Annotated in this window: 30 protein-coding genes; 3 read left to right on the top strand and 27 right to left on the bottom strand. The window is 49.8% G+C overall.

What is annotated here, in order from left to right; translation table 11 throughout:
* The first annotated feature begins 92 nt into the window (after positions 1-92).
* On the top strand, positions 93-1457 hold the full coding sequence (fumC, locus tag BN3656_RS09150) for a class II fumarate hydratase (protein WP_066547015.1): 1365 nt from the start codon (positions 93-95) through the stop codon (positions 1455-1457).
* Between the two features lie 47 nt (positions 1458-1504).
* Complete coding sequence (locus tag BN3656_RS09145; protein ID WP_066547014.1) at positions 1505-2674, top strand: NADP-dependent malic enzyme; 1170 nt, start codon at positions 1505-1507, stop codon at positions 2672-2674.
* A gap of 102 nt (positions 2675-2776) precedes the next feature.
* Here the strand turns inward: BN3656_RS09145 and eutM (BN3656_RS09140) are convergent, their stop codons facing one another.
* From eutM (BN3656_RS09140) to BN3656_RS09025, 24 genes are all read right to left on the bottom strand, one after another.
* The gene (eutM, locus tag BN3656_RS09140) at positions 2777-3061 is read right to left on the bottom strand and encodes an ethanolamine utilization microcompartment protein EutM (RefSeq protein WP_066547012.1); all 285 of its coding nucleotides are present in this window, start codon (positions 3059-3061) and stop codon (positions 2777-2779) included.
* A gap of 84 nt (positions 3062-3145) precedes the next feature.
* On the bottom strand, positions 3146-3796 hold the full coding sequence (locus BN3656_RS09135) for a phosphate propanoyltransferase (RefSeq protein WP_066547009.1): 651 nt from the start codon (positions 3794-3796) through the stop codon (positions 3146-3148).
* An 11-nt stretch (positions 3797-3807) separates the two neighbouring features.
* A complete protein-coding gene (locus tag BN3656_RS09130) occupies positions 3808-5439 on the bottom strand; it encodes an acetaldehyde dehydrogenase (acetylating) (RefSeq protein WP_066547006.1) in 1632 nt (543 codons plus the stop codon).
* Between the two features lie 35 nt (positions 5440-5474).
* Entirely contained in the window at positions 5475-6221 is a 747-nt protein-coding gene (locus tag BN3656_RS16990) for a BMC domain-containing protein (RefSeq protein WP_066547003.1), read from the bottom strand.
* Between the two features lie 12 nt (positions 6222-6233).
* Positions 6234-6872, bottom strand: a complete 639-nt coding sequence (locus BN3656_RS09120; RefSeq protein WP_066547000.1) for a cupin domain-containing protein — start codon at positions 6870-6872, stop codon at positions 6234-6236.
* Positions 6873-6898: 26 nt separating this feature from the next.
* Positions 6899-7168: a EutN/CcmL family microcompartment protein gene (locus BN3656_RS09115; RefSeq protein ID WP_066546992.1), complete on the bottom strand. Its 270-nt coding sequence runs from the start codon at positions 7166-7168 to the stop codon at positions 6899-6901.
* Positions 7162-7467, bottom strand: coding sequence for a BMC domain-containing protein (locus BN3656_RS09110; RefSeq protein WP_066546987.1), 306 nt, complete (start codon positions 7465-7467; stop codon positions 7162-7164). The genes BN3656_RS09115 and BN3656_RS09110 overlap by 7 nt, the downstream gene beginning before the upstream one ends.
* Positions 7468-7472: 5 nt before the next feature.
* Complete coding sequence (gene eutJ, locus BN3656_RS09105; RefSeq protein ID WP_066546984.1) at positions 7473-8315, bottom strand: ethanolamine utilization protein EutJ; 843 nt, start codon at positions 8313-8315, stop codon at positions 7473-7475.
* On the bottom strand, positions 8300-9004 hold the full coding sequence (locus tag BN3656_RS09100) for a hypothetical protein (protein ID WP_066546981.1): 705 nt from the start codon (positions 9002-9004) through the stop codon (positions 8300-8302). Before BN3656_RS09100 ends, eutJ begins: the two co-directional genes overlap by 16 nt.
* The gene (locus tag BN3656_RS09095; RefSeq protein WP_066546978.1) at positions 9001-10143 is read right to left on the bottom strand and encodes a 1-propanol dehydrogenase PduQ; all 1143 of its coding nucleotides are present in this window, start codon (positions 10141-10143) and stop codon (positions 9001-9003) included. Before BN3656_RS09095 ends, BN3656_RS09100 begins: the two co-directional genes overlap by 4 nt.
* A 2-nt stretch (positions 10144-10145) precedes the next feature.
* Positions 10146-10625: a EutP/PduV family microcompartment system protein gene (locus BN3656_RS09090; protein ID WP_066546975.1), complete on the bottom strand. Its 480-nt coding sequence runs from the start codon at positions 10623-10625 to the stop codon at positions 10146-10148.
* Entirely contained in the window at positions 10622-10957 is a 336-nt protein-coding gene (locus BN3656_RS09085) for a BMC domain-containing protein (protein ID WP_066550651.1), read from the bottom strand. The genes BN3656_RS09090 and BN3656_RS09085 overlap by 4 nt, the downstream gene beginning before the upstream one ends.
* A gap of 31 nt (positions 10958-10988) precedes the next feature.
* Positions 10989-11915: a choline TMA-lyase-activating enzyme gene (gene cutD / locus BN3656_RS09080; RefSeq protein ID WP_066546973.1), complete on the bottom strand. Its 927-nt coding sequence runs from the start codon at positions 11913-11915 to the stop codon at positions 10989-10991.
* Between the two features lie 30 nt (positions 11916-11945).
* On the bottom strand, positions 11946-14501 hold the full coding sequence (gene cutC, locus BN3656_RS09075; RefSeq protein ID WP_066546971.1) for a choline trimethylamine-lyase: 2556 nt from the start codon (positions 14499-14501) through the stop codon (positions 11946-11948).
* 29 nt (positions 14502-14530) lie between these two features.
* The gene (locus BN3656_RS09070) at positions 14531-15901 is read right to left on the bottom strand and encodes an aldehyde dehydrogenase family protein (protein ID WP_066546969.1); all 1371 of its coding nucleotides are present in this window, start codon (positions 15899-15901) and stop codon (positions 14531-14533) included.
* Between the two features lie 25 nt (positions 15902-15926).
* Positions 15927-16238: a BMC domain-containing protein gene (locus BN3656_RS09065; RefSeq protein WP_066546963.1), complete on the bottom strand. Its 312-nt coding sequence runs from the start codon at positions 16236-16238 to the stop codon at positions 15927-15929.
* Positions 16239-16273: 35 nt separating this feature from the next.
* Positions 16274-16570: a BMC domain-containing protein gene (locus tag BN3656_RS09060; RefSeq protein ID WP_066546960.1), complete on the bottom strand. Its 297-nt coding sequence runs from the start codon at positions 16568-16570 to the stop codon at positions 16274-16276.
* Positions 16571-16587: 17 nt separating this feature from the next.
* A complete protein-coding gene (locus tag BN3656_RS09055) occupies positions 16588-16872 on the bottom strand; it encodes a hypothetical protein (protein ID WP_066546957.1) in 285 nt (94 codons plus the stop codon).
* Between the two features lies 1 nt (position 16873).
* Positions 16874-17875 (bottom strand): DMT family transporter, encoded by a 1002-nt coding sequence (locus tag BN3656_RS09050; protein ID WP_066546954.1) that lies wholly within the window; start codon positions 17873-17875, stop codon positions 16874-16876.
* 18 nt (positions 17876-17893) lie between these two features.
* Positions 17894-18181, bottom strand: coding sequence for an ethanolamine utilization microcompartment protein EutM (gene eutM, locus BN3656_RS09045; protein ID WP_066546952.1), 288 nt, complete (start codon positions 18179-18181; stop codon positions 17894-17896).
* Between the two features lie 333 nt (positions 18182-18514).
* Positions 18515-19351: a MerR family DNA-binding transcriptional regulator gene (locus tag BN3656_RS09040; protein ID WP_066546949.1), complete on the bottom strand. Its 837-nt coding sequence runs from the start codon at positions 19349-19351 to the stop codon at positions 18515-18517.
* A gap of 20 nt (positions 19352-19371) precedes the next feature.
* Positions 19372-21777 (bottom strand): DUF4125 family protein, encoded by a 2406-nt coding sequence (locus tag BN3656_RS09035; protein ID WP_143331343.1) that lies wholly within the window; start codon positions 21775-21777, stop codon positions 19372-19374.
* A 100-nt stretch (positions 21778-21877) separates the two neighbouring features.
* Entirely contained in the window at positions 21878-22582 is a 705-nt protein-coding gene (locus BN3656_RS09030) for an LrgB family protein (RefSeq protein WP_066546929.1), read from the bottom strand.
* Between the two features lie 4 nt (positions 22583-22586).
* Positions 22587-22949, bottom strand: a complete 363-nt coding sequence (locus tag BN3656_RS09025; protein ID WP_066546927.1) for a CidA/LrgA family protein — start codon at positions 22947-22949, stop codon at positions 22587-22589.
* A gap of 192 nt (positions 22950-23141) precedes the next feature.
* Here BN3656_RS09025 and BN3656_RS09020 point away from each other — a divergent pair, with 192 nt between their 5' ends.
* Complete coding sequence (locus BN3656_RS09020) at positions 23142-23879, top strand: GNAT family N-acetyltransferase (protein WP_167544872.1); 738 nt, start codon at positions 23142-23144, stop codon at positions 23877-23879.
* A 16-nt stretch (positions 23880-23895) separates the two neighbouring features.
* Here the strand turns inward: BN3656_RS09020 and BN3656_RS09015 are convergent, their stop codons facing one another.
* From BN3656_RS09015 to fliB, 3 genes are all read right to left on the bottom strand, one after another.
* Complete coding sequence (locus BN3656_RS09015) at positions 23896-24609, bottom strand: GTP pyrophosphokinase family protein (protein WP_066546921.1); 714 nt, start codon at positions 24607-24609, stop codon at positions 23896-23898.
* Positions 24610-24632: 23 nt separating this feature from the next.
* Positions 24633-25469 carry an Mrp/NBP35 family ATP-binding protein gene (locus tag BN3656_RS09010; RefSeq protein WP_066546919.1) on the bottom strand — a complete coding sequence of 279 codons (837 nt, stop codon included), beginning with the start codon at positions 25467-25469 and terminating at the stop codon, positions 24633-24635.
* A gap of 130 nt (positions 25470-25599) precedes the next feature.
* Positions 25600-26724 (bottom strand): flagellin lysine-N-methylase, encoded by a 1125-nt coding sequence (fliB, locus tag BN3656_RS09005; protein WP_066546916.1) that lies wholly within the window; start codon positions 26722-26724, stop codon positions 25600-25602.
* Between the last annotated feature and the right edge of the window lie 18 nt (positions 26725-26742).

Below are 26742 nucleotides of genomic sequence, written 5' to 3'. Positions count from 1 at the left end.
GGAAAATAAAGTAAATTATTTTCAAACAACTTCATGTGTGGTATACTGTTATCAAAAATATTACGACGTACACGCAAGGAGGCTAACAAATCATGCAGTACCGTACTGAACACGATTCCATGGGAGAAATCCAGGTTCCTGCAGACCGTTATTGGGGGGCTCAGACCCAGCGCAGCTTTGAAAACTTTAAAATCGGAGCAGAAAAGATCCCTATGGAGATAATACGGGCATTTGCGATCCTGAAAAAGGCAGCGGCCATGGCCAATCACCGTCTGGGAAAGCTGGATGAAACACGCCTTTCCCTCATATCTGCAGTCTGTGATGAGATTCTGGCAGGAAAGCTTGACGGTCATTTTCCTCTGGCTGTATGGCAGACCGGAAGCGGCACCCAGTCTAATATGAATGTAAACGAGGTCATCGCCAACCGGGGAAATGAAATCGCCGGAAAGAAGCTGCTCCACCCCAACGACCACTCCAATATGTCCCAGAGTTCCAATGACACCTTCCCCACTGCCATGCACATTGCTGCGGCGGTCGAAATCGAGGACAGGCTCTTTCCTGCTCTGGATCTTTTAATCTCCACCTTTGACCGCCTGATGAAGGAAAATGAGGGTATCATCAAAACCGGGCGCACCCATCTTCAGGACGCCACTCCCATCACCTTTTCCCAGGAGATCAGCGGCTGGAAAAATATGCTGGAAAAATCAAAGGAAATGCTTGCCTTAAGCCTTAAGGGACTTCGGGAGCTGGCTCTGGGCGGCACTGCCGTAGGCACCGGCTTAAACGCCCCAAAAGGCTTTGATACGGAAGTGGCAAAAGCAGTTTCCGAGCTCACAGGAAAAGAATTTGTCACCGCAGCCAACAAGTTCCACTCTCTCACCAGCAAGGACGAGCTGGTATTTGCCCACGGCGCCTTAAAAGGCCTGGCAGCCAATCTGATGAAGATCGCAAATGATATCCGCTGGCTTTCCAGCGGCCCCCGCTGCGGACTGGGTGAAATCTTTATCCCGGAAAATGAGCCCGGAAGCTCCATTATGCCGGGAAAGGTAAATCCGACTCAGTGCGAGGCTGTCACTATGGTGGCGGTTCAGGTTATGGCAAATGATACGGCTGTAGGCATTGCTGCCTCTCAGGGAAACTTTGAATTAAATGTATTCATGCCCGTATGTATTTACAATTTTCTCCAGTCTGTCCGTCTTTTAACCGACGCACTGATTTCCTTTAATAATAACTGCGTATCCGGCATCCGGCCCAACCGTGAAAAGATGGATGAAAATCTCCGTCGTTCCCTGATGCTTGTGACCTGCCTTAATCCGCATATCGGCTATGAAAATGCGGCTAAAACCGCAAAAAAAGCCTATAAGGAAAATATTTCCCTGAAGGAAGCCTGCGTATCTCTGGGCTTTCTCACGGAAGAGGAATTCGATCAGGTATTCAAACCCGAAGCTATGGTATAAACACTCTGCTCCCAGAGCACATTTTATTTTACAGGAGGAACAAAATCATGGATATCAATCAGGCATCCCTGCAGATGCATTACGACCTGAACGGAAAAATCGAGGTCGTTTCTCGCAAAAAAATCGAAACAAGAGAGGATCTTTCTTTAGCCTACACTCCGGGCGTAGCCGAGCCCTGCCGGGTGATCGCAAAGGATTACGAGCAGTCCTTTAAGCTGACCCGCCGCTCCAACCTGGTAGCCGTCATCACAGACGGTACGGCTGTTTTGGGTCTGGGAGATATCGGCCCTGCAGCCGGTATGCCGGTTATGGAAGGAAAATGCGCCCTGTTTAAGGAATTTGCAGATGTGGATGCATTCCCTCTCTGCATTGACTCCAAGGACACAGATACCATTGTACAGACCATACATCTGATTTCCAAAAGCTTCGGCGGCATCAATCTGGAGGATATTGCCGCTCCCAGATGCTTTGAGATTGAGCGCCGTTTAAAGGAGCTGTGCGATATCCCTGTATTCCATGATGACCAGCACGGCACCGCTATCGTTGTGGCAGCCGCCCTGTTAAACGCCATCAAGGTAACAGGAAAAGAAATGGGAACGCTTCGTGTGGTAATTAACGGAGCAGGAGCCGCAGGCATTGCCATCGGAAAACATCTGATCAATATGGGCTTTGGAAATGTGATCCTCTGCGATATCAATGGTATTATCTGCGAAGGCGACGAGGGCTTAAATCCTGGCCAGGAAGAAATTTCCCATATCAGCAATCTGGATCACGAGCATGGCACTCTGGCCGACGCTTTAAAAAATGCGGACGCCTTTATCGGCGTATCCCGTCCCGGACTGGTGACAAAGGAAATGGTTGCCTCCATGAATAAGGGTATCGTCTTTGCCATGGCAAACCCCACACCGGAGATTATGCCCGACGAGGCCTTGGCAGGAGGCGCTGCAGTCGTAGGAACCGGCCGCTCTGACTTCCCCAACCAGATCAACAATGTACTGGTATTTCCGGGCGTATTTAAAGGTGCTCTCTCCGTCCGTGCCAGAGAGATCACTGAATCCATGAAGCAGAGAGCCTCCTATGCCATTGCCGGCATGGTTTCTGATGAGGAGCTTACAGCAGATAATATCATTCCCTCCCCGTTAAACAAGGCGGTAGCCGACGTAGTTGCAAAAGCGGTAGCTGATGTGGCTGTAGAGGAAGGGATCGCACGGATTTAAAGAATACAATCTATTTAAAAGCCATATAACATCAAAACACAGGCGCAAAAAGGCCGCAGCCAGGACTCATCCGGCTGCGGCCTTTCTTATCTTTAATACGTTTTAGTTCTCCTTTACGGAAGGAAGAATGGTCTCTACCTCTGCATGTGGACGTGGGATTACATGAACGGAAACAAGCTCTCCTACTCTCTGAGCTGCTGCTGCGCCTGCATCTGTAGCTGCCTTAACTGCGCCTACATCGCCGCGTACCATAACAGTAACAAGGCCGCCGCCTACGAATTCCTTGCCGATCAGGGTAACATTTGCTGCCTTTACCATAGCATCTGCTGCCTCAATAGAGCCTACCAGTCCCTTTGTCTCGATCATTCCTAATGCATCATACTTCATGATTATTTCCTCCTGATTTATCTTAATTTTTTAGTTCACATGATTACAGTCCAGCCATTTTCAGCCGAAGACTTCCAATATAGTTTAGCAATGGATATGTACCACGGAAGTTCCTCCCAGACCGAAAGCATTTGCCTCCTCCATATCCAGGTGGCATTCCAGCTGCGACTGTGCAGTCACACGGATTGCCGTATTTCTTAAAATACCTCCTCTGGGACCTTCTGCCTCCAGATCTACAACCTGTCCGTCATGGACGCCAAAGCGCTCTGCGTCAGCCGGAAGCATATGAATATGCCTCTGAGCAACCATTACGCCTTTTTCTGTCTGTACAGAACCTTTCGGGCCCACCAGGGTAATTCCCGGTGTTCCATCCAGATCTCCGGAAAGCCGTACCGGAGCCTTTACTCCCAGCTTAAAGCCGTCTCCTGCCAGTATTTCTACCTGTGTTTCCCGGCGTACCGGCCCCAGGATGCGTACCTTTTCAATCGCTCCCTTAGGGCCGCAGACCGTAACCATTTCCTTGCAGGCATACTGCCCCGGCTGGGAAAGATCCTTCATCTTGGTCAGCTCATATCCCGGACCAAACAGGCGGTCTAAGTCAGCCTGAGACAGATGGACATGGCGGTTGGAAACACCTACCGGAATCCCCCCATTGGCACAGGGTTCTTCCTTTTTCTGCCCTTCCTGCTGTACCGCTTCCATTAAAAGCTTAAGCAGTTCTTCACACTGATTCATATTCTGCCTCCTTATTCGTTCATGGATGCAATCAGCTGGCGTACCAGATCAGCCAGATGGGCGTCATCTGTAAATCCCTTAACAGAGGCCTCTTTTAACTGTTCTGCCGTATCAATGCTGGATTCCTGAACAGCAGCCCCACAGCAGCACCCGCCCTGGCGGCGTTCAAAGGATGCCACGATATCAGCCGGGCTAAAGCTCTGGGAAGAAGCTGTATTCTGAGAGCAGCTGGCCTGTACTTCCTGCGCCTTCTCCGGATTGCGGAAGGTTCTGTCATCTTTAAGAAGGGTAGAGCAGTTCTTTAATCCATAAGCAACCTTCTTTACATTGATCAGATTTAAGGGGCTTACATTTTCGGAAACAGAGCTTCCGCCGCAGGTTCCGCAGCCTAAGGTAAAGGCTACATTCAGTCCTGTGCTGATTCCGGTTCCGCCCATGCTGCCTCCGGTATTTACAAGGATACGGGAAGCCGGCTTCATGGCAAACTTGCGAACCAGTTCCTGATCATTGGTATGGATGCTCATGGTATGACCGATACCGTTCTGTAAAAGGTCAATGCTGAGCTTGCAGGCTTCTTCCCAGTTTTCTACGGTGTAAAATGCCAGAACTGTTGTAAGCTTCTCATAGGAAAGAGGATATCCCTCTCCTACGCCGCCCTGTTCTCCGATCAGAACCGTGGTTCCTGCCGGAACAGAAATCCCGGCTGCCTGTCCGATCACCTCCGGACTGCGTCCTACGAACTTGGCATTCATTGCATGGCCGTTCTTAAAGAGCAGACGGCATACCTTGTCGGTCTCTTCCTTCGTCATAAAGTAAGCTCCATGGCGTTTTAACTCTGCAACCACCTCATCATGGTTACAGCGCTCGCAGATGATCGACTGCTCAGAAGCACAGATGGTTCCATTGTCAAAGGTCTTGCTGGCAATAATAGCGTCTACTGCCGCCTTAACGTCTGCTGTACGTTCAATGTATGCAGGGGAGTTTCCTGCGCCTACGCCGATGGCCGGCTTTCCTGCACTGTAGGCTGCCTTAACCATTCCCGGGCCGCCGGTTGCGATGATAAGAGCCACCTCTTTGCAGTGCATCAATTCATTAGTTGCCGCCATGGTAGGTGTTGTAATGCAGCTGATCACGCCCTCCGGAGCGCCTGCCTTAACAGCTGCGTCACGCATTACCTCTGCTGCCCTTAAAGTACACTTGGCTGCGGATGGATGGGGAGAAAATACGATTGCATTTCCAGCCTTAATAGCAATGATGGATTTGTAAATTACGGTAGAGGTAGGATTGGTAGATGGAACAATGCCCATGATCAATCCTGCCGGAGCAGCTACATCCATGGTACCTCTGGCACGATCCTCTGAGATAATGCCTACGGTTTTCATATCACGGATATCTTCATATAATAATGTAGACGCCGCATGGTTTTTATATGCCTTATGAACTGCATTTCCGAAGCCGGTCTCTTCCACTGCCATTCTTCCCAGACAGGCCGCATGCTCTTCTGCTGCTTCTACCATGCTTTTTAAAATTTTGTCAATCTGCTCACTTGTATAAGTGGCCATTTTCTTTGCTGCTTCCTCACCCTGACGGGCCAGATTTCTGGCTTCCTGGATGGAACGCAGATCTAAATCAAAATTCTCCATTATCGGTTCCTTTCTCCGGTCAGACACCGGATGTTTTATTTCTGTCGCGTTTCATACCATTGTCTCAATTCCTTTAAGAGACGGGACCGGTTTGCTCTGGAAAGCTCCCTTCCGGCCATTCCCAGCTCCGGATAACTTCTGGCAAGCTTACGAAGCTGCGTTACATGACAGTTTTTAAGAGCTGTCATCACTGCCTCTGCTCCTGAAACATCATAAAGGCCATCGCACCATGCCCGTGTAACAGGATTGGGAATGCTTATGTCCGGCTCCTGTACGGCGGTATTGCCCACTTCTGCATCCAACTCCTGTACCGCTGTGCCGTCTTCCCCAGTCTCTGCATCAGCCTCTTCAGCCCCGGTATCCTCCGACAGCCCTGCTGCCACAGTCTCCGGCTCATCCTCAAATGCAGTTTCCGGCTCTTCGGCCGCTTCCTCCGGCTCATCCTCAGATACAATTTCAGCCTCTCCGGCCGCTGCCTTCGGTTCATTCCGATTTCCCGGATCCTCCGGCTCTGGCCCGAAAAATCCCTCCAGCTCTTCATGAGGCCTTGGGATCACATGGCGGCTGACCAAAAGTCCTTCACCCAGATGCTCTGCTGCCGATGCGCCTGCATCTACAGCTGCAGTTACGGCTGCCACATCACCTGTTACAGTAACCGTCACCAGACCGCCGCCGATCTTTGTCTTTTCTACAAGGGTTACATCTGCTGCCTTGAGCATCACATCTGCCGCTTCAATGGCTGCCAGGGTTCCCCTTGTTTCTATCATACCCAGCGCCTGCATTTATGTCCCCCTTTACAGAAGGTCCGCCCAGTTGGCCGGATAGGTTGCATAGAATACTCTTGCCTTGTCCGGAGAACCCCAGATTACCTTGGAACCGGATGGAACAAAAAGAACATCTCCTGCATTTGCCGTATATTTCTTTCCGTCAATGGTAACGGTCAGCGTTCCCTCGATTACATAGTCGATTTCCTCATACGTCAGCTCCCAGGCAAACTCAGAATGATCGATCACAAGGAATCCTGCACTGATATGAGATTCCTCTTTGCTTACCAGTTCCTGGAAATAAGCAGTGGCATTTGGATCGCCTGTGTCAAATACATCCATTTTCACTGTATTTCCGCGGACTACCTTTAATCCATTTTCATGGGTTACGCACTGATAGGGGCGGCTGCCGCATTTTGTCAGCAGTTCTCCTAAAAGTCCCTTGTCCATCAGAGCTTTTAAAAGCTGATAGATCTGTTCGCTGTCAATGCCCTCTCCGTCGCAGGTACATGCTGCCTTCTCCGGCTCCTTGTCTGAAAATGTGATTCCAAGGGCTTCTGCAGCATCCTTAGCAGAAGGTGTTACGATCACATCCGGTCCTGTCACGCATACTGTCTTTCCTGCCTGCTTCAGTGCTTCTATATCCGCAGCACAAATCAGCTGTTTCATTTTTCCACATCCTCTCCTGATCCGCCTTATGAATCCTCAAAGGCGCAGTCTTCGTCAATAATTCCCACTACTGCCGCATCAGCCGGAATTTCGTCGCTTCCCAGCATCCGTCTGGCAGAAGATCCGCAGGCTACGATCACCCGATCCCCGATCCCGGCTCCGATGGTATCGATCACTACCATGCTCTCACCGGCTCTTGTGCCTCCGATGACCTCAGCTAAAAGGAGCTTATATCCGCTTAGAAGGTCTGATTTTCGTGTTGCCCAGATATTTCCTGTCAGTCTTGCTGTTACCATTCCTCCGCTCCCTCCTTTTCTCTCCGTCGGATTTCTTCCAGGGCCGCTTCTACCGAAGCCGTATCCCCAAAGATTGCCAGCATGATCATATGCTGGGGACAGCTGCCCCGGATGTCTTCCACCGTAACGCCCACTGCTTTTTCTGCTACATCAGCGGCGCAGACCATTTCGATCAGACGTCCCTGAACCAGGCCTACGGCATCCACATCGTCCAGCTTTACTGCATTTCCCGAACCCTTTCTCCGGGCCAGGATCTCTAATGTACCCCGGCTTGGGGATTTAATGATCCGGTACTCCATATGCTTTACTCCATTTCCTGATCCGTACAGCTCATAGCGATTCCAAGAGGCGTAACGAACATGGGATTTTCCGGTTTATAGGTAGGGATCCCTGTTTTCTTTCCTATGATATCCTCGATTCCGGAAAGACAGCAGGTTCCTCCTACCAGATACAGTCCCTGTACATTATAACCCTCGATCTGGCGGCTGATGATAGAAGCCACTTTTTCAATCACCGGCTTCAACACCGGAAGGATTTCTTTGTGATTCTTCTTATCCCTCTTATAAATCTCCGCTTCTGAGAAGGGAAGCTTATAAGCTCCGGCTAATACCAGAGAAAAATGGGTTCCTCCGGTGGCCTCATCATCTACATTGATCACTTTTCCATTTTCTAAAATGGAAATGCCTGTGGTTCCGCCTCCGATATCTACTACAGCTCCGTTTTGGATCTTTAAGATCTGATTGGCGGCTGTGGGTTCATCTAACAGGGCTGTGATTTCAAATCCAGCGCCCTGCACTACATTTTTAATCGCTCCCCCGTCCAGAGCGTCGGTTCCCGGAGGAATGGCTGCGGCTGCATAGATCAGTTCCGTACCCAGCTTTTCCTCCAGCTCTTCCTTCATTTCACGCACCAGACGGATGGCACCGATATAATCTACTACCATGCCGTCACGAACCACATCTGCATACCGGTAAGCGCCTGCTACCGGCCGGCGGTTCTCATCCAGAACAGCTAAAACCACACAGGCTGTTCCCAGATCCACGCCGGTATAATAAATGGAAGAGCGCTTCTTTACTGGCTTTTTTACCACCTGTTCAAATTCTCTCACCAGGCGGTCACATTCTGCAAATGCTAATTCTTCTGACATATTTTTCCTCCAAACCCATGGCAGATCATCTGTGATAATCGGTTGATGATACAGTGTGCCATTTCCTTTCTATCGTCGGGAAGCTCCCGTTCCAGCTTTCTTAATCTGCTTCTGAGCACATGAAGCCGGATCACAACCCGGCCATTAGGTGACTGGGCATGAAATCCTGTGATTTCAAAGCAGTCTGCCAAACACTTTCTGCAGTTTTCAGGACCGATTCCCGTACAGGCCGGACAGAGCATTTCCCAGCGCCTTTCTCCTTCGGCCATCTCTTCCCCGGACGCAAGCCTGGCAAGATTCCGTTCCAGTTCAAAGATTTCCTTTGAAACAAGAACATCTTCTCTTTGAAGATCCAGTCCTGCCTGAAGAAAATCAGCCTGAAGGTTTCCAAGCTCAAGCTGCCAGCAGGGCAGTTCTTCTGCCGGATGAGCTCCCTGTGAACGCTCCTCTGCTTCCGTTTCCCTTGGCTGTTCATTCTGTTTCAGACTGCTGCCGGCTTCTTTTTTTCCAAAGCCGGTCTGTCCGTTTCCTGGACGAACGCCATTTTCTGTCTCTGTCAGACGGATACCGCGGTCACTTAAAAACTGTCTTGCTCCCGGTGTAAGCCGCGTTCCCGCTTCTGGCTCATATTCTGTAAACCGTTCTCTGCGAAACCGCTGCCTCAAATCCTCTTCTGTGATAAATCTCATACGATTCCCCCTTTACAAAGCTTCTTGTAAAGGTATTCCAGCTCCTGCTTTTCAGGCACTCTGGGATTGGTAGCCGTACAGTTATCCTTTAACGCCTGCTCTGCCATCTGGGGAATGGCTTCCTCAAATGCCTCCCGTTCAACGGACAGGTCTGTCACATAAGCAGGACTTCCAATCCGCTTCATCAGATTCCGGATGTGGCGGATCAGGCCGTGTACTGCCGCTTTGGGAGTACCGCCTCCGATTCCCAGCATATCCGCAATCTTTTCATACCGGAGCAGTGCTTCATTTTCTCCATTCTCCTCCAGTCCCGCATTATATGCGATCACATGGGGAAGGATTAAAGCATTGCTTCTGCCGTGAGGAATATGGAAATGTGCTCCCAGGGCGTGAGCCATACTGTGGCAGACGCCTAAGGAAGCATTGCTGAATGCGATTCCTGCCAGACAGGAGGCATTATGCATATGCTCTCTGGCTTCCATATCAGAACCGTCCAACACGGCCCGTTCCAGATATTCCCATACCAGCCGGATCGCTTTTTCTGCACAGGCATCTGTAAAATCATCCGCCTTTGCGGAAACATAAGCTTCCAGTCCATGGGTCAGCACATCCATTCCTGTATCTGCCGTAATCGCCGGCGGAACGGAAGCTGTCAGCCTTGGGTCTAAAAACGCTGCATCCGGTACCAGAGCCTGATCCCGCAGCGCATATTTTGCCTGAGCCTTTGTATCCGAAATCACCGCAAAGGATGTTACCTCGCTTCCTGTTCCGCTGGTGGTGGGAACGGCTGCCAGAAGAGGCCTTCCCTCTCCGTTCATGGAGCCATAAAGATGACCGGCTGCCTTGGCGGTATCAATGGCTGAACCGCCTCCCAGAGCAATGATCCCATCGGGTTCAAATTCCTTCATCCCCTGAATGGCCTTTGCAACCACCTCGATGGATGGATCCGGTACGACCTCTGAGAAAATCCTTGTTTCTGCTCCAGCCCCATTCAGCATGGCAGCAAGCTCTCCGGCCCGTCCGCACTTCTCCATAAAAGGATCGCAGATAATATATGCTCTTTTAAGTCCCAGATGTTCAATTTCTTCCAGAGAAGCTTCCCCTGTATAGATCCGGGTACTCATTAAAAACTGTCCCATCATCATTCCCTCCTTTCTTCTGATTTTTCCGGCTCCGAAGCATCCGGCCTGTATGGATCCAGAATTCTCCGAAGCTGCTTCATACGTTCTGTATCATAGATGCTGATCTCATAAAAGGGCGGCTGGATCCCGGCTCTTATCAGCTGGCGTACCGCTCCTTTGCAGTCTCCCTCTGCGAGGTCGCAGCGTGTGACCACTCCGATGACAGGAACGCGGAAGGCTTTTGCAAATCCCGGAGGATATACCTCCCGTTTTCCCTTTGCATCCGCAGTCATCACCACACAGGAGGCGTCCTGAGCCGCCGCAATGAGATGATGGTGCATCCATGGGCTTTCCAGATACGCTCCCGGCGTATCCAGTGTATTTTTTCTGTAAACCATATTCTGGACCCTGCGGATATCGCTGCTGTCTTCTAGCCAGGCAGCCAGCGTTGTTTTTCCGCTTTTTCCGGGCCCTATGATCATGATCCGTTTCTTTCTCACGTTCTCGTTATCTCCGCGGCCGCAAATCCCAGCACCCGTTTCAGCGTATCCGTCACAGCCCTGAGGGCCGTATCTACGCTTTCCACATCTCCGGAAATCACTACAGAACCGGTAAAGCGGTCTAAAAATCCGATCTCCACATCAGACGCCTTGGCTGCAATATCCGCCGCGATCATGGCTGTCTCAAAGGGAGAAAGGGTCAGAATGCCAATGGCTCCTCTGCCCTCAATTCCAAGACATTCATAGATCTCCGGCACCGGAGAAGCGATCACATGGGCGATCGTCACCTGTTTGCCCGGAACCGATTCTTCAATCACCCGTCCGGCAGGCATAATTCCTTCTGTCACGGCTCCTCCTTACCTGTCAGTGGCGCACTACGGTTACAGGGAAATCATAGGCTTTCATCCAGCCCTCGATCCGGTCTAAATCCTCCTGGCTTAAGCTGGGGTCTCCCTCAATGGGATAGGGCTTATCCAGCTGCCCGTATTTTCCCACGCCCATTTTATGATAAGGAAGAAGATCCACTCCCTTAAAGTTTGGATCATCCCGGAACGGAAGCAGAAACTGGATCACCTGATCAATTTCTTCCTTGCTGTCATTGATACCCTTTAACATCGGCATACGCACCTTCACGTTATAACGCCTTGTCAAAAGCTCTTTTAAATTGGATAAGATCAATTCATTTCCAATTCCTGTCAGCTCATTATGACGTTTGGGATCCATATGCTTAATATCAAACAGGAACAGATCCACATATTCCGCAATGGCAAAGAGCTTGTCCGGCTTCGTGTGTCCGCAGGTTTCAATGGCCGTATTGATTCCCTGGCTCTTGCAGGCCATAAGGAGCTCCCTGGCAGCTTCCGGCTGTGCCGTACATTCGCCGCCGCCCAGGGTAACGCCGCCGCCTGACATACTGTAAAATGCAGCGTCCTCCTCTACTATCTCAAGAAGCTCGGATACAGTTTTTACCTGGCCGTTGACTTCCAGAGCAGCCTGAGGGCATACGGATTTACATTTTCCGCAGCCGGTACAGTCAATATCCCGGCGCACCTGGTGGATGCCCTCCGGTGTGATCTCATGGATCCCCACCGGACAGGCGTCCACACAAAGGCCGCAGTTGACGCAGGAGTTTTTCTTAAACATAATCTGGATCTTCCGCTCCAGACCTTCCGGGTTGGCGCACCATTTGCAGCGCAGCGGACAGCCTTTGAAGAATACGATGGTGCGGATTCCCGGTCCATCATACATATTGTATTTCTGAACATTAAAGATCAGAGCTTTTCTTTCCATGATATCTCTCCTAACTGCCCCACGCCCGGATTAAAAATGAGTCAGCATGGTACGGCTGATGATCTCATCCTGTACATCCTTGCACAGCTCTACGAAGAAAGCACTGTATCCGGCAACACGCACGATCAGGTCGCGGTACTGCTCTGGATGCTTCTGAGCCTCGATCAGGGTCTTGTTATCCAGATAGTTAAACTGCATCTCGCCGTTTCCAAACATGCAGGCTGTACGCAGCAGGGTGATCAGGCTTTCCTCGCCCTCAGGAGTATCAAGAAGGCCTGCCATGATCTTGAAGTTATGTACCATACCGATGTTCATATTATCATTGGACATCTTGGATACAGACTTGATAATAGCGGTCGGGCCCTTGAAGTCAGCGCCCTGGCTTGGGCTGATTCCGTCAGACAGAGGCAGCCATGCATGGCGTCCATTTGCAGACGCACCGGTCATCTGGCCGAATGGGGTATTATTGGAAATGGACAGAGTACCATGGCTCAGAATAGAGTAAAGAGTCTTGTACTGTCTGTGCTCATGCTCGGTAAAATTGATCAGATCTGCCGCAATATCATCTGCGTAATCGTCATCATTTCCGTACTTAGGAGCGTTCAGACAGTCGGTGCGGATCTGCTCATATCCATTAAAGTCTGCTTTTAATGCTTCATTTAACTGCTCCAGCGTATATTTCTTATCGTCAAATACCAGCTTCTTGATGGCTGCCATGGAGTCTGCATAGGTAGCAAGTCCGGACCATACAACGCCTGGTCCAAAGTTATACATAGCGCCGCCGGAGGATACGTCCTTTCCCTTTTCCATACAGCCCTCGTACATAATGGACATCAGAGGCTTCGGAGCCAGCTCTCTGTGAACTCTCTGGGAAATAACCGTAGCAACGCTGGTCCACTTTGTGATGTATTTGATCTCTTCCTTAACGGCAGCTTCAAACTCTTCATATGTCTTAAAGCTGTTTAAGTCACCCATATCTGGGCAAACCTGCTTGCCGTACCACAGCGGAACACCGTGATTTAATACAAGCTCGATACAAATGGGCCACTGTGTATAAGCGGTAGAGGTCCACTGATAGAGACGGCCGGCCTTCTGAGGCTCTACACAGCCCATCAGGCAGTAATCTCTTGCATCCTCGATGGAAACGCCCTTTGCCAGCATCATCTTGATGTGCGTATCATCAAAATGGCAGGCCGGGAAGCCCATTCCGGAACGTACAACGTCTACGATTTTCTTTAAATACTTTCTCGGAGACTTGTTGTGAATACGGCAGGCCAGAGACGGCTGGTAAATCTTTACATGACGGACTGCATCCATCAACAGATAGGTCAGGTCATTGGTTGCATCACGGCCCTCTCTTGTAACGCCGCCTACACACATATTTACGAATGGCTGGTATCCTGCAAAGAACTTGGAACCGCCCTCGCTGGTGATCCACATCATCTCAGACATCTTGATCAGCATACAGCCTGCAAGCTCAAATGCCTGGAAGTCATTCATTCTGCCGGACTCAATGTCTGCCTTGTAGAACGGGTACATATACTGGTCTACACGGCCGATGGACATACCAGTCTGATTCTCTTCCACAACAAGCAGGGACTCGATGGTCCATACTGCCTGGATTGCCTCCCAGAAGGTCTCAGGCTTGTGAGCAGGAACCTTTGCATTAATCTCGGAGATCTTGTAAAGCTCTGCCTTTCTCTTTGGATCGGTCTCTTTGTCAGCCAGTTCCTTTGCATATTCGGACATTCTTCTGGCATAGATCATTACGCCTTCGGTTGTCTCGATAATGGACTTGTAGAAGTAGATCTTCTCAATATCATCTGGATTCTCGTAGTGAAGCTTTGTTAAATGCTCTCTTGCTTCATTCTGGATATCCAGCATACCCTTCTTCATCAGGATTACATCATAGCCTGGGTTGGAGTCGCCGCCGCCGTTTAATGCATGGTAGGAGCAGTCGGATACGAAGGACTCGCCGGATAACTCCCATACGCCTGCCTCACGGTACTGATCCTCGCAGTACTCATCTACGGATTTGCCCTTCCAGAATGGGAACAGCTCCTCACGCATGATCTTCTTGTCTTCCTCGGAAATGTAGAATGGATCCTGAGGTCTTGTTCCGATGGTATCAATCTCATCTACCATCCATCTCCATGCGATATCTGGTGAGAATGCGCCGGCTCTGGGTGCGCCGCAGGGTGCGCCTACGATCAGCTCGTTATCCTGAATAACCAGAGGAGCTGTCTCACAGCAGTAGCGGAAGCACTTTGCTCTTAATTCGATCTTTGGCATACCGGGATTTTCAGCAGCAATCTTTGTGATCGCTCTTGCACGGTAGGTCGTGATGGATGGCTTCTGCTTTAAGTAATTCTCCTTTAACAGCTTTAAACGTCTTGTCATGCCGTCCGGAATCTGAGTTCCCTCAGAAGGATACTCGCACAGATCCTTTGCGGTCTCTTTTTTTGTATCTTCTTTTCCAATTTCCTGTGAAACAGATTCAAACATCTTCATCAGAGAAGCTTTCTCTTCAGGAGACATATTTTTTGTCGCTTCTGCAAGCTTATTTGAAAATTCTCTAATATCCAAAATAAATCCCTCTCTTTCTGGCTGCCTGTTTATGAACAGAGTCCATGGATCCCAAATGCTGCCTTTCTTCTATAGATCATGTGAAGAGGCGATACATTCTCTGCAGTGATCCCCTCTTTTGAGGTCACGCTTCCAAGGATCACTGTGGGGAACAGGTCTGTTGTAACTCCCATGGCGCCCCATACAGCCGGCGTATTGATCAGCACACGGCCTACGGGCTTCTTTAAGGCAAACTGCCGAATGACTTCCGGATCCTGCGAATGAATGGTAAGCGTATTGCCCCGGCTTTCTCCCACCAGAAGCTCAATACATTTTTCACAGGCATGAATCCAGTCTTCTTCAATGTAAAATGCCAGTACCGGGCATAAAAGCCCTTTGGCATATGGATTAAAATCCGTTATATAAGACTGCTCGGATACAAGGACCTTTGTATGCTCCGGCACTGCAAATCCGGCTTTCTGAGCCAGCCATGCTGCCGTTTTTCCGATGAACTCCTTATCCGGAAGCCCCGTTCCTTTTTCCAGTCCCAGAAACGCAGTCAGCTGTTTCTGTTCTGTCTCCGTCATAAAATAGGCCCCGTGACGGATCAGTTCCTCCTTTACCTGAGCGGCGATCTGCCGGTCTGCCACCACATACTGCTCGCTTCCTGCTCCGGTTCCGCAGTTAAAGCCCCGGCTGTCCGTAATACATGCCGCCGCCCTGCTTATATCTGCTGTTTTTTCAATAAATACCGGTCCGGGAGCGATCCCTCCGTATAAAACCGGGCATCCGGTGCGGCTGCAGGCTTCCAAAAGCGGCCGTTCACCCATATTCAGGATCAGATTTGTCTCCGGGTGTGAAAGAAGCTCGATGGCCCCTTCCTTTGCCGCTGTCTCACTGCAGGATAAAGCTCCCCGGACCAGTCCGGCCTCAAGAGCCGCTTCCTCCAGGATATGTACGGTACGCACCGTGGTCTTCACCGCTCTGGGATGGGGTGCAAAAACAATGGCGTTTCCTGATTTTACCGCGCATACGGCAGCGCTCAGAACCGCAGCCACCGGGCTTACAGCCGGTGCAGCCGCAGCGATCACGCCCATTGGAACGCCGATTTCCAAAACGCCCTGAGCCTCATCTGTGCTGAGAACGCCTACGCATTTCATAGGTTCCAGAGTTTTCCGCATTTTCTTGATCAGGAGCTTTGCCTGAAGCAGCTGATCCTTTGCGTCTCCGTATCCCGTTTCCCGAACCGCCTCTTCTGTGAGCTGTTCCAGCTTAAGCTCTAAAGCATCCATCATGCAGGCTGCGATCCGGTCCAGTTTCTTCTGTTCAAAAAGAGCCAGTGTTTTCTTTGCTTCGGCCGCCTCTTCCATCAAAACTCTTGCTTCCTGGACTGCCTTTAAGTCTTTGTCGATAAACTTCATTTCACTGCTCCCTTCTGCCTCTTATTTACTCTTCCTGAGGCAAAAGATTGGTCAGACTGTAGCGGGTAACGATCTTGCCCAGATCCTGATGCGGTCTTGGGATCACCACAGAGCTGTATACCTCTGCTCCCATATTTTCTACTGCCTTCACCCCGGCATCTACCGCTGTACGGCAGGCTCCCACATCGCCCTGTACAATAACGGAAATATAACCGGAAGCAACATTTTCATAGCCGATCAGTTCTACATCAGCCGCCTTGCACATCGCGTCTGCAGCCTCCAGAACAAATACCAGGCCGAAGGTTTCAATACATCCAATGGCTTCATATCTTTCCATATTTTTCCCTCTCACATCTCGGTTTATAGCAGCGGTCACGCGTCAATATCGTGTACCGAAACGATCTCTCCAACGGCACGGATCGGTCTTGGCATTACATTCTTTGCTGTCAGCTTTCCGATCGCGGCTGCGGCTGCGGCGCCGGCCTCGACAGAGGAACGCACAGCGGCCACATCGCCCTTTACCATGATTGTTACCAGAGTCGATCCAACATTCTCATAAGAGATGAGCTCCACATCTGCGGCCTTTAACATCTTGTCTGCCGCTTCCAGAGCCGGAACCAGTCCAAGGGTCTCTACCAGTCCGAGAGCCTCTTCACCATAATATCTCATATGCCGTTTCTCCTTTCCTATCTGCTGCGGTATTTAGCAGGAACGTATTTTTCCACGGTTGTGCGGCCGTCGTCTGTAATGGCAAACCGGAGAGAAAGATCTCCGTTTACATCCAGCTCATGGCTTACCAGAGTGCACATTCCGTTGGCCTCTAAGGACATCGTATGATCCAGATACATATCCTTTGTAAACTGTTTCTCATGTCCGTACTGGGGCTTCATTGCCTCCATGATCTCGTTGATATCAGCATTTTTCACAGTGCTTAAATAGTTGAGCACCGCCATTCTTGCGGGCAGCAGCATCTTACACCTCTCCCTTCTTGAAAAAGTCCAGCGGGTTCATGGTAACCAGGATCGCACCAAAGATGATTACAACAGAACCAACTACGATGGTAGTTGTTACAGGCTGTCCCAGGAACAGGATACAGAATAATACGCCCCAGAATGCATATGTAACGTTTAAGCTCATGCCGATGGCACAGCCGACTGTGGAATTTGCCTTGTACCACAGAAGGAAGGAAGCGCCTGCGCTCAGTCCGGATACTGCCAGCCACAGAGCCGGAATAACAGCTGACATGGTGCCGCCTAAAAGTCCAAGTCCGCCTACTAAGGGAACGATGATCACCAGATCTACCAGACCGGAGAAGAGCTGACGGATATTGGTTGCCACATCTGTATCGATCATGGCTCCGCCGTAGCTGGAAAGCATTCCCTCAAGTCCCCAGCACACAGCCGCGATCAGTGCGCAGATAATTCCCAGTGTAAAGTTCGGGCTGCCTTCCGGTTTTACCCAGTTGATAATGATAGCGCCTGCCACACAGGTAAGCATACCTGCTACCACACGCTTGGTTGGACGCTGCTTTAAGAAAATCCATGCAAACAGAGCGCCGAACAGGCCGCAGGTTGCAGAAATGGGGATCGCATAAGCACCGGCCAGAGCCAGGCCTACCAGATAAGCGCCGTTAGCGATAGGGCCGCCCAAAAGTGCTCCCAGGATCATCATCTTTCCTGGGAAGGTATTGGCTGTACGTCCAATCTCTGCCAGACGTCCCTTTTTTGCATTGTAGATCGTAAGCCAGATACCGGCGAACAGATCGTTCAGTCCGGAACATACATAAGGGGCTGCCAGGATACCAACCGCACTTACAAGTGGTTCATAATAGCCCGCAACCAATACCAAAGTCGTATAGATTCCGTATGTAAGGCCGGAAAGAGCTCCTGCTGTAAGGCCTGTTACGCGGAATTTTTTGCTCAGCTGCTTCATCTTCATATCCGCAGCAGATGTGTTTGTCATATTGCCGCTCATTGCGTTTCTCTCCTTTGATTATTCTGCCTTTCCGCCTCCCGGAAGGATGGTCTCCACTTCTCCGTGGGGACGTGGGATTACATGAACGGATACCAGCTCTCCGATCCTCTGGGCTGCAGCAGCGCCTGCATCTGTAGCTGCCTTAACCGCGCCTACATCGCCTCTTACCAGAACTGTGATCAGGCCGCCTCCTACTTTTTCCTTGCCGATCAGAGTTACATTGGCAGCCTTTACCATGGCATCTGCTGCTTCAATAGATGCTACAAGTCCCTTTGTCTCGATCATTCCTAATGCATCGTACTTCATGTTTCTTCTCCTTCTTTTTCTTCTTTTTTACAGCCAGCGCGCGCAGTATGCATGATCTTTTCACAAAAAGCATACATTTTCTGTACATTTAGTATAATCCATTCCCATATGTGGAAGGTCAAGTGTAATTTATCAATTTTTCAACAGACGATTTCTCCATCTTTTATTGTATATATCGCATAATATCGTTACTTTTTTCACAGCAATATGACGAAGAAACCGGCGTACACAAAAAAGCAGAAGGGTTTTCCTTCTGCTTTTTATCCCTGAAAGAAGTTTTCCTGTAAGTGAAAGCTCTTTCCATTCTTTTCCCCTATGGGGAAGGTTTTTGTTTTATTCCTCTAAAATTCGTATGGGCAGAATAATCTCTGTCACAAATTCATCCTCATTTGCAGTGGTCCAGTAATCTACCACATACCGTTCATAAACATTCGGCCCCAGGGATGCCCCCTTTGCTTTCGCCCATTCCGCCAGCTTCTGATAGCTTTCCTCGATCCGGTCATGGGAGCCCACATGATAGATCGTCGCTGCCAGAAAGCCGCCGAAATTGATCTCATTCGTTCCGCAGCAGCAGGGATGGATGGGTTTCTGCATAATCCTGGCCTGTCTGCAGGTTCGTTTCATCTTTTCCTTCCAGGATGGAAATTCCAGGATTACCGGCCCGGTGATCTCATTTTTTACCGTGTCCAGATAATTGACCCAGGGAATATTGATAATCGAATCCATGTAGTGATATTCAAACTCCTGATCCATATAGCAGTAATGATCCTCACTTACATAGCGCATTCCCACTTCCTGGATTTTATTGTAAAGCACTGCCCTTGCCTCCTGGATCAGTTCATACCAGTCCTTTACAGATACATAGCTGTTGTGGATTGCATGTTCCTGCTCCCGCAGCTCATTGATCTTGCTGCGAAAGCAGGAGCCTACCACATAGTAATCTCCGCCCTTTACCAGCCCCTGCATCTCCTCCAGCCGAAACCCCATCTGCTTGTAATATTTTAAAATAGGGATCCGGAGAATGGTATCCAGGGTGTAATAACGGTAACCGTTCTCACCTACCTCATCCGGCGCGATCACGCCGATCTTATCATAAAAGCGGAGAGCCTTTGTAGAGATATTGCACAGCTTGCTTACTTCTCCGATGGAATACAGTTTGTTTGCCGCCATAACCCCTATACCTCCTTTTCCTATCTCCTGCCAAGCTTCTGCTCCGCTTCCTCAAGGGAAGGATATCCGTAAAAAGCCACTGTATGCTCCAGCGTTTCCCGGACCGGATTGCGCCCATCCTTCATCCGCTTTAAAAGCATGGCTGCATAAAGCTTTAAGGTTTTGTCGGAATATGTACCAAGCTCGCCTTTTAGGTACGTTTCACTTGAAGTATTGAACATCCCGTCCTCTGATGCAGAAAGGCTGCGCCCCATAGACATAACTGAGGGGAATTTTTCTGCTGTTTCCCTTGTCCAGTCCATCATAAGGGAGACGAGCAGCTCCTCCAGGACTTTTCTTGCCGGATCCCTGTAAGGCAGACGGTCCTTTAATGCATCATATTCCTCCGGCGCAGTATGCTCCATCATCCTGGCATACTTTTCCGTCAAAAGGTTCCAGCCTGATTGTTTGGCCTCTTTTAAATCTTCCTGATAACTTTCCAACACCGGCAGATCCCAGGTATAAAACTGGCTTTTGCGCATAATGTCAAAAGTGTAAGGATCTTCCTGACAGGAAGCCCGTCCGCCCTGATTTTTCACCTGTGTAAACTGCTGCCACTCCATAGCGGTAATCTCATCTGCCAGAGTCCTGATTTCCTTTGACGGAGCAGCATCAGATTCAGAAGATTTCTCCTCTTTTTGTGTTTTCTCCCCAGAAAGTTTTTCCATCCGCGATAAAACTTCCGCCTTCTGGCGCTCTAAAAACAGCTCGTCACTGTCTGTCAGCCCCTGCTTCTTCAGTTCATCTAAAATAATCCCGCAGACATTCTCAATCCGCTCCTCTGTTTCCTCCTCGTCCGGACGGCTGCCTGCCAGCTGTTCCAGCGCTCCCTTAAGCTCCTGCACACAGATAAACGCCTCCATAGCCCGCAATCTCCACTTATAAAAGGGCATATACTGGCGGTTTAAAAGATATCCCGCCTCTGCAGAAGCCTGAATAAACTCTGCAAGGCTGGCCTGCATCATCCCAATATCCCTTCTGCGGCGGCCCCGCTCATAATTATACTGTCCGGACTGGGCCATTTTTCCCAGACAAAGTCCCAGACGGTACAGACGTACCTTTTCCGGACAGGCTTCAAATTCCCTCCTGCGTCTGGTAAATTCTCCCAGTTTATCTTCAAAAATAGCTCCGCTGACCGCAGTTCTTAACTGCTCCGGAGGGATCCTGTTCCATGCGGCCATGCCCTCAGCCGTTTTGCAGTCTGGAGCATGTTCCAGACCGGTAAGCCTTTTGTAAAAAGCACCGATTTCGATCACTCCCACGCGGCCCGCTCCCTCTTTTGTCGTATTTCGCACGGGAATCCCCTTAAAACTCTCTGCCAGCCTGTCATAATCTGCCTGAAGCTGTTCTCCGATTGCTTCATAGTCCTCTTTTGTAAGCCAGAAACAGAAGCCGGGACCAAAATCGTGATCTGTAGAATATACATCATCCAATCCCAGACATTCTGAGCCTTCTCCCGCCAGGCCTGCGGCAATCCGGTCCGCGTAGGCAGGATATTTTTCCAGCAGCATAGGACGGCCCTTCTGTTCATAAAAGCTCCTTGCCAGATCCAGTCCGCAGATCCCGCTCTTTTCAAAGGCCTCTCTTCGGGCTTTCACATCAAGAACCTGTTCCCGGTTGCGGTTTAACGTCTGCCATCCGTCATTTTTTCCGTACAGACGGTTGATGAGCTCCATAGCCTGTCTGTAATACGCTTCCGCCTCATCCAGTTCGCCCCGATGAAAACAGGCTTCCGCCAGACCAGCCAGAGCAGAAGGGTAATGGGGATCCGGATTTCCGGGAAGGTTTTCAAAAAGCGCTGCCGCCTCCTTCATATACCGTGCGCCTCTGGCTGTGCGGTGCATCTTAAAGCAGATATTTCCCAGATTGGTCAGCGTTGTAGCACACTCTGCCTGAGCGTCAGGAAGACGGCGGATCATATCAAGCGCCTTTAAGCCCCTTTTCTCTGCCTCCGAAAGCCGTCCGGTTTCCGCATACAGAAGGCTCAGATTATTGTGAAGGCCCGCCAGACGGTAATCCGGCTCCTCTAAAAGAGAAGCATATACCTTTTCGGCTTCCCTGTAAGCTGCTTCTGCTTCCTCATACCTTCCCGCCGCACGAAAGCCGGTGGCTGCGTTCAAACAAGTAGTTCCGTGATGAAGCGTTCCGGAAAGCCCCAGTTCCCTCACCAGCTCCATCGCCTCTTTCGCACAAAGCACACATTTTTCATACTCTCCCCTTACACGATAATATCCTATCAGTTCATTTAAAACAGCCAGAATGCCCCCCTTGTCATCTGCCTGCCTCGCTGTTTTCATGCCTTCTGTAAGATATTCTTCTGCCAGATCCATACGTCCGTTCTCATACAGACGATCCAGCCCATTCATAAATTCATCTAATTGGAACACGCTGCAGCCCCCTCCTTTGTGCTATTTGTATAAAATATATTTGTTTTGTGCGAATGTTTGTTTATTTTATCACCACCAGACGAGAATTGCAAGACCAACCCTATATCAGATTTGCTGCAATCGGAACTGCGATCACGGTCATCAAACCTGCCACAGCGATGGAGAGACTGCTCATAGCCCCTTCAATCTCCCCCAGCTCCAGCGCCTTAGCGGTACCAATGGCATGAGCGCTGGTGCCTAAAGCCAGCCCCCTGGCAATGGGGTGGCGCACCCCCGTGATGCGAAATACCAGTTCTCCCAGTACATTTCCGATCACACCTGTGAGGATAATACTCATAACAGTCAAGGTAACGATCCCCCCCGCCTCCTCACTGACTCCCATTCCGATAGCCGTGGTAATGGACTTTGGAAGCAGCGTTACATAATTTACATGGGAAAGCCCCATCAGCTGGCACATGAGAAAAATGCTCACCACACTGGCTGCCACTCCTGATCCAATGCTTGCAAATACAGCCGCTCCGTATTTTTTCAGCAGATGGAGCTGCTTATAAAGAGGGATCGCCAGGCACACCGTGGCCGGTGTTAAAAGCCAGCTTAAACCGGATGCACTTTGACTGTAGACCGCATAATCCACGCCTGTTCCCAAAAGAAAAACAATGATAACAGCCGCTGACACCAGAAGCGGATTTAAAAGAGCAAGCCTTGTCTTTTCTTTCAGCCAGCAGGCAGACAAATACGCTCCGACACTGAATACAAATCCCCAATACTGTGACTGTTCCAAAAATTCCTTCAGTATTTCCTTCATCCTCTTAGTCCTCCTCTTTCTTATTTCCGCTCTCCACCATTCTCTGGGCCACTGTTCCCGTAACTGCCATGACGATCACCGTTGACGTCGCAATAATAAGCAGAAACGGCAGGAGCACCTCCCGCAGCTGGTCTGCACTTTCAATAATCCCTACGGTAGCCGGAATAAACATCATGCTCATGGTATCCATGAGAAAATTTCCGGTCCCCTCTACGCTTTCCAGCTTCACGATCCCGCTCATCAGGGCTGTCAGCATTAAAAAAAGGCCGTATACGCCTGCCGGTACTGGAAACGGAAGAAAGTGGCTGAGGGCCTCTCCTGCCAGGGTGACCCCCAGGATAATGCCAATTTGTTTTACATACTTCATATGGATTCCTCCTGCTGTTTTATATGTACTCTCCCAACCATCCTATACGCCGTCCTATTCTATCACCACCCATTTTCAGGCGCAAGGCCTGAATTCATAAAATACAAAGGAAATACAATCCACCCGGTCTTGCATTCCGGACAATGGCCGATTACAATAAAAGAAAACATATCCGGAAAGGATCTGAATTCTATGAAATTTTTTTACGCTGACGCACTGGAGCATAGGCGGCATTTAAAGCTTTCCGCTCTTTTCGATCTCTGTTTTCCGTCCCCCTGCCTTCCCGGCGCTTTGCCGGCAGATGCAGACGGCCTCTGGCTGGCTGCTGATGAAAATGACGAACTGACCGGCTGCCTGCTCCTGTTCCAAACGGATCTTCATTCCTGGGAAGGAATCCCTTTCGTTCATCCAGCTTACCGCAGGAAGGGGATTTTTTCCGCTCTGCTGGCAAATGCCTGCCAAAAGGGGAACTGTCCCGGAGAGGATGACCTTTTCTTTTCCGTCCGTCCCACGCAGACACTCTGGCTACAGGTTCTCAACTCCATTGAAGCCGAAAAAGCCTTTGATGAATACATGATGGAATATTCATTTCAAAACCTTTCATCTGCCCGCCTGAAAATAGAGGCCGATTTTTCAGACGAGCTTACCGTTTCCTTTCAGGGAACAGAAGGAATGGCCTCTTGCCCTCATGTATCCTGCCTTCTCTCCGCTCACGGCTCCTCGATCTATCTGTATCAGCTCTTTACCGAAGAGGCGTTTCGCGGACAGGGACGGGCTTTGACTTTTCTGCACCATCTTTTCCCCCGGCTGAAAGCCCTTGGATTTTCCTCTGTCCGTCTCCAGGTATCGGGAGAGAATCTTCCCGCCATGGCCCTGTATAAAAAAACAGGGTTTCATATCACTGAAACCCTGTCCTTTTATCTTTATTAAACGGAATACACCGCGCCTAATCCCGGCGCACCTCTACTCCCTGAGCTTCAATGCGCTTTCGGATCTCCAGCATCTTTTCATCTGTCTGGGCAATCACATCGGCGCATTCTTTTAATTCCCCGCTGATCTCCCCGTCTGTATCTACAAATGACTTTTTGTATTTCAGCTCATGATCCAGACTGGCCCAGAAATCCATAGCAATGGTGCGGATCTGGACCTCTACGCGGATAAAACGCTTGGAATCCGTAAAAAATACGGGAACCTCCACGATCATGTGATAGCTGCGGTAGCCGTTGGGCTTTGGATTTTTGATATAATCCTTTACCGCGATCACCTTTACATCATCCTGGCGCACCAGCATCTCTGCCACTTCGTAAATATCATCCACAAAAGAGCAGATAATCCGTACTCCCGCCACGTCATCCAGGTTTTTAACCATAGATTCCAGAGATACCTCCAGTCCCCGGCGCTGCAGCTTTTCCACAATACTCAACGGCTTTTTCACACGAGACTTGATCATCTCAATGGGGTTTCTCTGGTTCTTTACCGAAAGCTCGTCATTTAAGACCTCCAGCTTCGTTTTTACCTCCCGGATGGCGCAGGTATAGTGCATCATCACCTGCTGGAACTGTCTTGCCTGATCCAGCCAGATATCCGGAACCTGGGCCACATCCGGAACACGGACGATGGACTGGTGAAGTTCGCTGTTGGGGCTAAGATTCGTATTCATTGATTTTGCCACCTCATATTGTCCTACAGAGCTTCCACTGCTTCTGCAGCCTTTTCAAACCATGGCATCTCGATGTACTCTACCCGTCCGCCGTCAACCATCTGAGCGATCTTCGGATCGATCGGGATCTGAGCCAGAACCTTTAAGCCATTTTCCTGTGCTGCCTGCTCCACATGGCTTTCGCCAAATACATGGATGTGTTTTTTGCAGTCCGGACATTCCAGATAGCTCATGTTCTCCACTACTCCCAGAATGGGGATATCCATCTTCTTTGCCATATTAACAGCCTTTGCCACGATCATGCTTACCAGCTCCTGAGGAGAGGTAACGATGATAATTCCGTCTACCGGAAGAGACTGGAAAACCGTCAGAGGCACGTCGCCGGTTCCCGGAGGCATATCCACAAACATATAGTCCACGTCCTGCCACAGGGTTTCCGTCCAGAACTGCTTTACAGCGCCTGCGATCACAGGACCTCTCCAGATCACGGGATCTGTGGCGTTTTCAAGAAGCAGATTGGCAGACATGATCTCCACGCCCTCTAAGGATTTTGCCGGAATCATCAGACGTCCGTCCGGAGTCACAGCCGGTCTCTCGTCTGCCACGCCAAAGGCCATGGGGATCGAAGGGCCTGTAATATCCGCATCCAGAATGGCTGTGTGATGGCCCTTGCGGTTCATGCTTACAGCCAGCATGGAGGTTACAAGGGATTTGCCCACGCCGCCCTTTCCGCTGACAATGCCGATGACCTTTTTCACCTTGCTTTCCGGAGCCAGAGCCTCTAAAAAGCTTGTTTTATCTGTTGTACGGCTCTCACAGTTTGCGCTGCAGGAACCGCAGTCATGATTACATTCGCTCATGATCATATTCTCCTTCCAAATTTCAGTTTCCTTTTCTGCCAGAAGCAGACACTCTTTTTATTATAATCCTTTCCCGGCGGAATGTCCATTCCTTTGAACGTTTGTTTCTGCATTTTACAGGCTTAATCCCTTACAGCATGGCCCCCAGAAAATCCCTCAATCCAAACCGCGGATCCTTTGTAAGGCGCTCCTCCAAGAGCAGGCGGTTTTCGTCTGAATGCTCCACCTCTCTGGAATAGGTGTGTGCTGCATCCGCCATGGCCTTTACATCCAGGCTTCCCTGCTCCATAAAACGCTCTAAAGCCATATCCTGAATGATCAGTACAGAGGCCAGGGCCATTTTAAGCTTTCCATAGGGATTTTCATTGTAAACGCTTCCGCAAAAGTAGGTAAATACAAAGTATACCATCAGCTGCTCAGTCCATAATTCAAGTTCAGGACAGGCCTTTAAACATACGTTCCAGGCCTTTTTATAAGCCTCTTCCCCATTTCCGTAAAGAGAGCCTTCGATTTTCCCCCTTCTGGAAGGCCATTTGAGGTTTAAGGGTTCCATTTCCCCCAAAAGGGAAAACAGCTTTTTAAGAAAATCATACCGGCTTCCCTGAATTTTCTTTTCTTCAAAATACCTGATCCGATCCTCCCGTTCATATCTGGCAAACAGGGCGTCGGCTTCATAAAGCCGGTTTCTCCGAATCCTTCCCTGAAAGTCATGGCCCAAAGCCAGCACCATGGAAAGCCGCAGGGAAACCGGCGTCTTCCGATCCTGGAGCAGTTTAAAAATAAGGCTTCTGGCATCTATGAGCTTTGTATACAGGAAAAAATCAAAGTCCTCATAGGTTTCCTCCCGCTCATCCTCCTTTTCCAGAAAGCGGACCGGTTCCTTACAGCCAAGGATCAGTTCTGCAGCCACCGGACAGGAAAGACACAGAGAAATCTCACGGCAGCCCTCAAATTCCTCTGTATGGCGGGGATACTGCCTGCAGGTCCGGCACAGGCTGTCCTTTCCCTGTTCAATATAAAGATCGCAGAGATTTTCCTCATTTAAGAAGGCACAGCGCCCTTCATAGCGCAGAAAGGAGCCCTCCTTCCAGTCAATGGAATTATGCAGGCGGTTTCCAAAGGAACCCTCTGTCTGCCGGTACCGTTTTAAGGCCTTATCATCAATCATAATTGCCCATCCGGCACAACAGGTATCGGGACATTTTGACCCGATACACTGAAACATTCTGTAATAATGGGGATATGTATACAGCATTTCTTATCTCTCTTTTCC

Source organism: Clostridium sp. AT4 (genome assembly GCF_001517625.2).
Classification (GTDB): Bacteria; Bacillota; Clostridia; order Lachnospirales; family Lachnospiraceae; genus Enterocloster.
Note: the sequence above shows the minus strand (reverse complement) of the source record. Positions and strands in the feature narration are given on the sequence as shown.

Excerpts from the sequence above, each read along its gene's own strand:
- fumC (WP_066547015.1), top strand. The coding sequence starts at position 93 with ATGCAGTACCGTACTGAACACGATTCCATGGGAGAAATCCAGGTTCCT.
- BN3656_RS09145 (WP_066547014.1), top strand. The coding sequence starts at position 1,505 with ATGGATATCAATCAGGCATCCCTGCAGATGCATTACGACCTGAACGGA.
- eutM (WP_066547012.1), bottom strand. The coding sequence starts at position 3,061 with ATGAAGTATGATGCATTAGGAATGATCGAGACAAAGGGACTGGTAGGC.
- BN3656_RS09135 (WP_066547009.1), bottom strand. The coding sequence starts at position 3,796 with ATGAATCAGTGTGAAGAACTGCTTAAGCTTTTAATGGAAGCGGTACAG.
- BN3656_RS09130 (WP_066547006.1), bottom strand. The coding sequence starts at position 5,439 with ATGGAGAATTTTGATTTAGATCTGCGTTCCATCCAGGAAGCCAGAAAT.
- BN3656_RS16990 (WP_066547003.1), bottom strand. The coding sequence starts at position 6,221 with ATGCAGGCGCTGGGTATGATAGAAACAAGGGGAACCCTGGCAGCCATT.
- BN3656_RS09120 (WP_066547000.1), bottom strand. The coding sequence starts at position 6,872 with ATGAAACAGCTGATTTGTGCTGCGGATATAGAAGCACTGAAGCAGGCA.
- BN3656_RS09115 (WP_066546992.1), bottom strand. The coding sequence starts at position 7,168 with ATGGTAACAGCAAGACTGACAGGAAATATCTGGGCAACACGAAAATCA.
- BN3656_RS09110 (WP_066546987.1), bottom strand. The coding sequence starts at position 7,467 with ATGGAGTACCGGATCATTAAATCCCCAAGCCGGGGTACATTAGAGATC.
- eutJ (WP_066546984.1), bottom strand. The coding sequence starts at position 8,315 with ATGTCAGAAGAATTAGCATTTGCAGAATGTGACCGCCTGGTGAGAGAA.
- BN3656_RS09100 (WP_066546981.1), bottom strand. The coding sequence starts at position 9,004 with ATGAGATTTATCACAGAAGAGGATTTGAGGCAGCGGTTTCGCAGAGAA.
- BN3656_RS09095 (WP_066546978.1), bottom strand. The coding sequence starts at position 10,143 with ATGGGACAGTTTTTAATGAGTACCCGGATCTATACAGGGGAAGCTTCT.
- BN3656_RS09085 (WP_066550651.1), bottom strand. The coding sequence starts at position 10,957 with ATGCCTGCCGGACGGGTGATTGAAGAATCGGTTCCGGGCAAACAGGTG.
- cutD (WP_066546973.1), bottom strand. The coding sequence starts at position 11,915 with ATGGAAAGAAAAGCTCTGATCTTTAATGTTCAGAAATACAATATGTAT.
- BN3656_RS09070 (WP_066546969.1), bottom strand. The coding sequence starts at position 15,901 with ATGAAGTTTATCGACAAAGACTTAAAGGCAGTCCAGGAAGCAAGAGTT.
- BN3656_RS09065 (WP_066546963.1), bottom strand. The coding sequence starts at position 16,238 with ATGGAAAGATATGAAGCCATTGGATGTATTGAAACCTTCGGCCTGGTA.
- BN3656_RS09060 (WP_066546960.1), bottom strand. The coding sequence starts at position 16,570 with ATGAGATATTATGGTGAAGAGGCTCTCGGACTGGTAGAGACCCTTGGA.
- BN3656_RS09055 (WP_066546957.1), bottom strand. The coding sequence starts at position 16,872 with ATGCTGCTGCCCGCAAGAATGGCGGTGCTCAACTATTTAAGCACTGTG.
- BN3656_RS09050 (WP_066546954.1), bottom strand. The coding sequence starts at position 17,875 with ATGAGCGGCAATATGACAAACACATCTGCTGCGGATATGAAGATGAAG.
- eutM (WP_066546952.1), bottom strand. The coding sequence starts at position 18,181 with ATGAAGTACGATGCATTAGGAATGATCGAGACAAAGGGACTTGTAGCA.
- BN3656_RS09040 (WP_066546949.1), bottom strand. The coding sequence starts at position 19,351 with ATGGCGGCAAACAAACTGTATTCCATCGGAGAAGTAAGCAAGCTGTGC.
- BN3656_RS09030 (WP_066546929.1), bottom strand. The coding sequence starts at position 22,582 with ATGAAGGAAATACTGAAGGAATTTTTGGAACAGTCACAGTATTGGGGA.
- BN3656_RS09025 (WP_066546927.1), bottom strand. The coding sequence starts at position 22,949 with ATGAAGTATGTAAAACAAATTGGCATTATCCTGGGGGTCACCCTGGCA.
- BN3656_RS09020 (WP_167544872.1), top strand. The coding sequence starts at position 23,142 with ATGAAATTTTTTTACGCTGACGCACTGGAGCATAGGCGGCATTTAAAG.
- BN3656_RS09015 (WP_066546921.1), bottom strand. The coding sequence starts at position 24,609 with ATGAATACGAATCTTAGCCCCAACAGCGAACTTCACCAGTCCATCGTC.
- BN3656_RS09010 (WP_066546919.1), bottom strand. The coding sequence starts at position 25,469 with ATGAGCGAATGTAATCATGACTGCGGTTCCTGCAGCGCAAACTGTGAG.
- fliB (WP_066546916.1), bottom strand. The coding sequence starts at position 26,724 with ATGCTGTATACATATCCCCATTATTACAGAATGTTTCAGTGTATCGGG.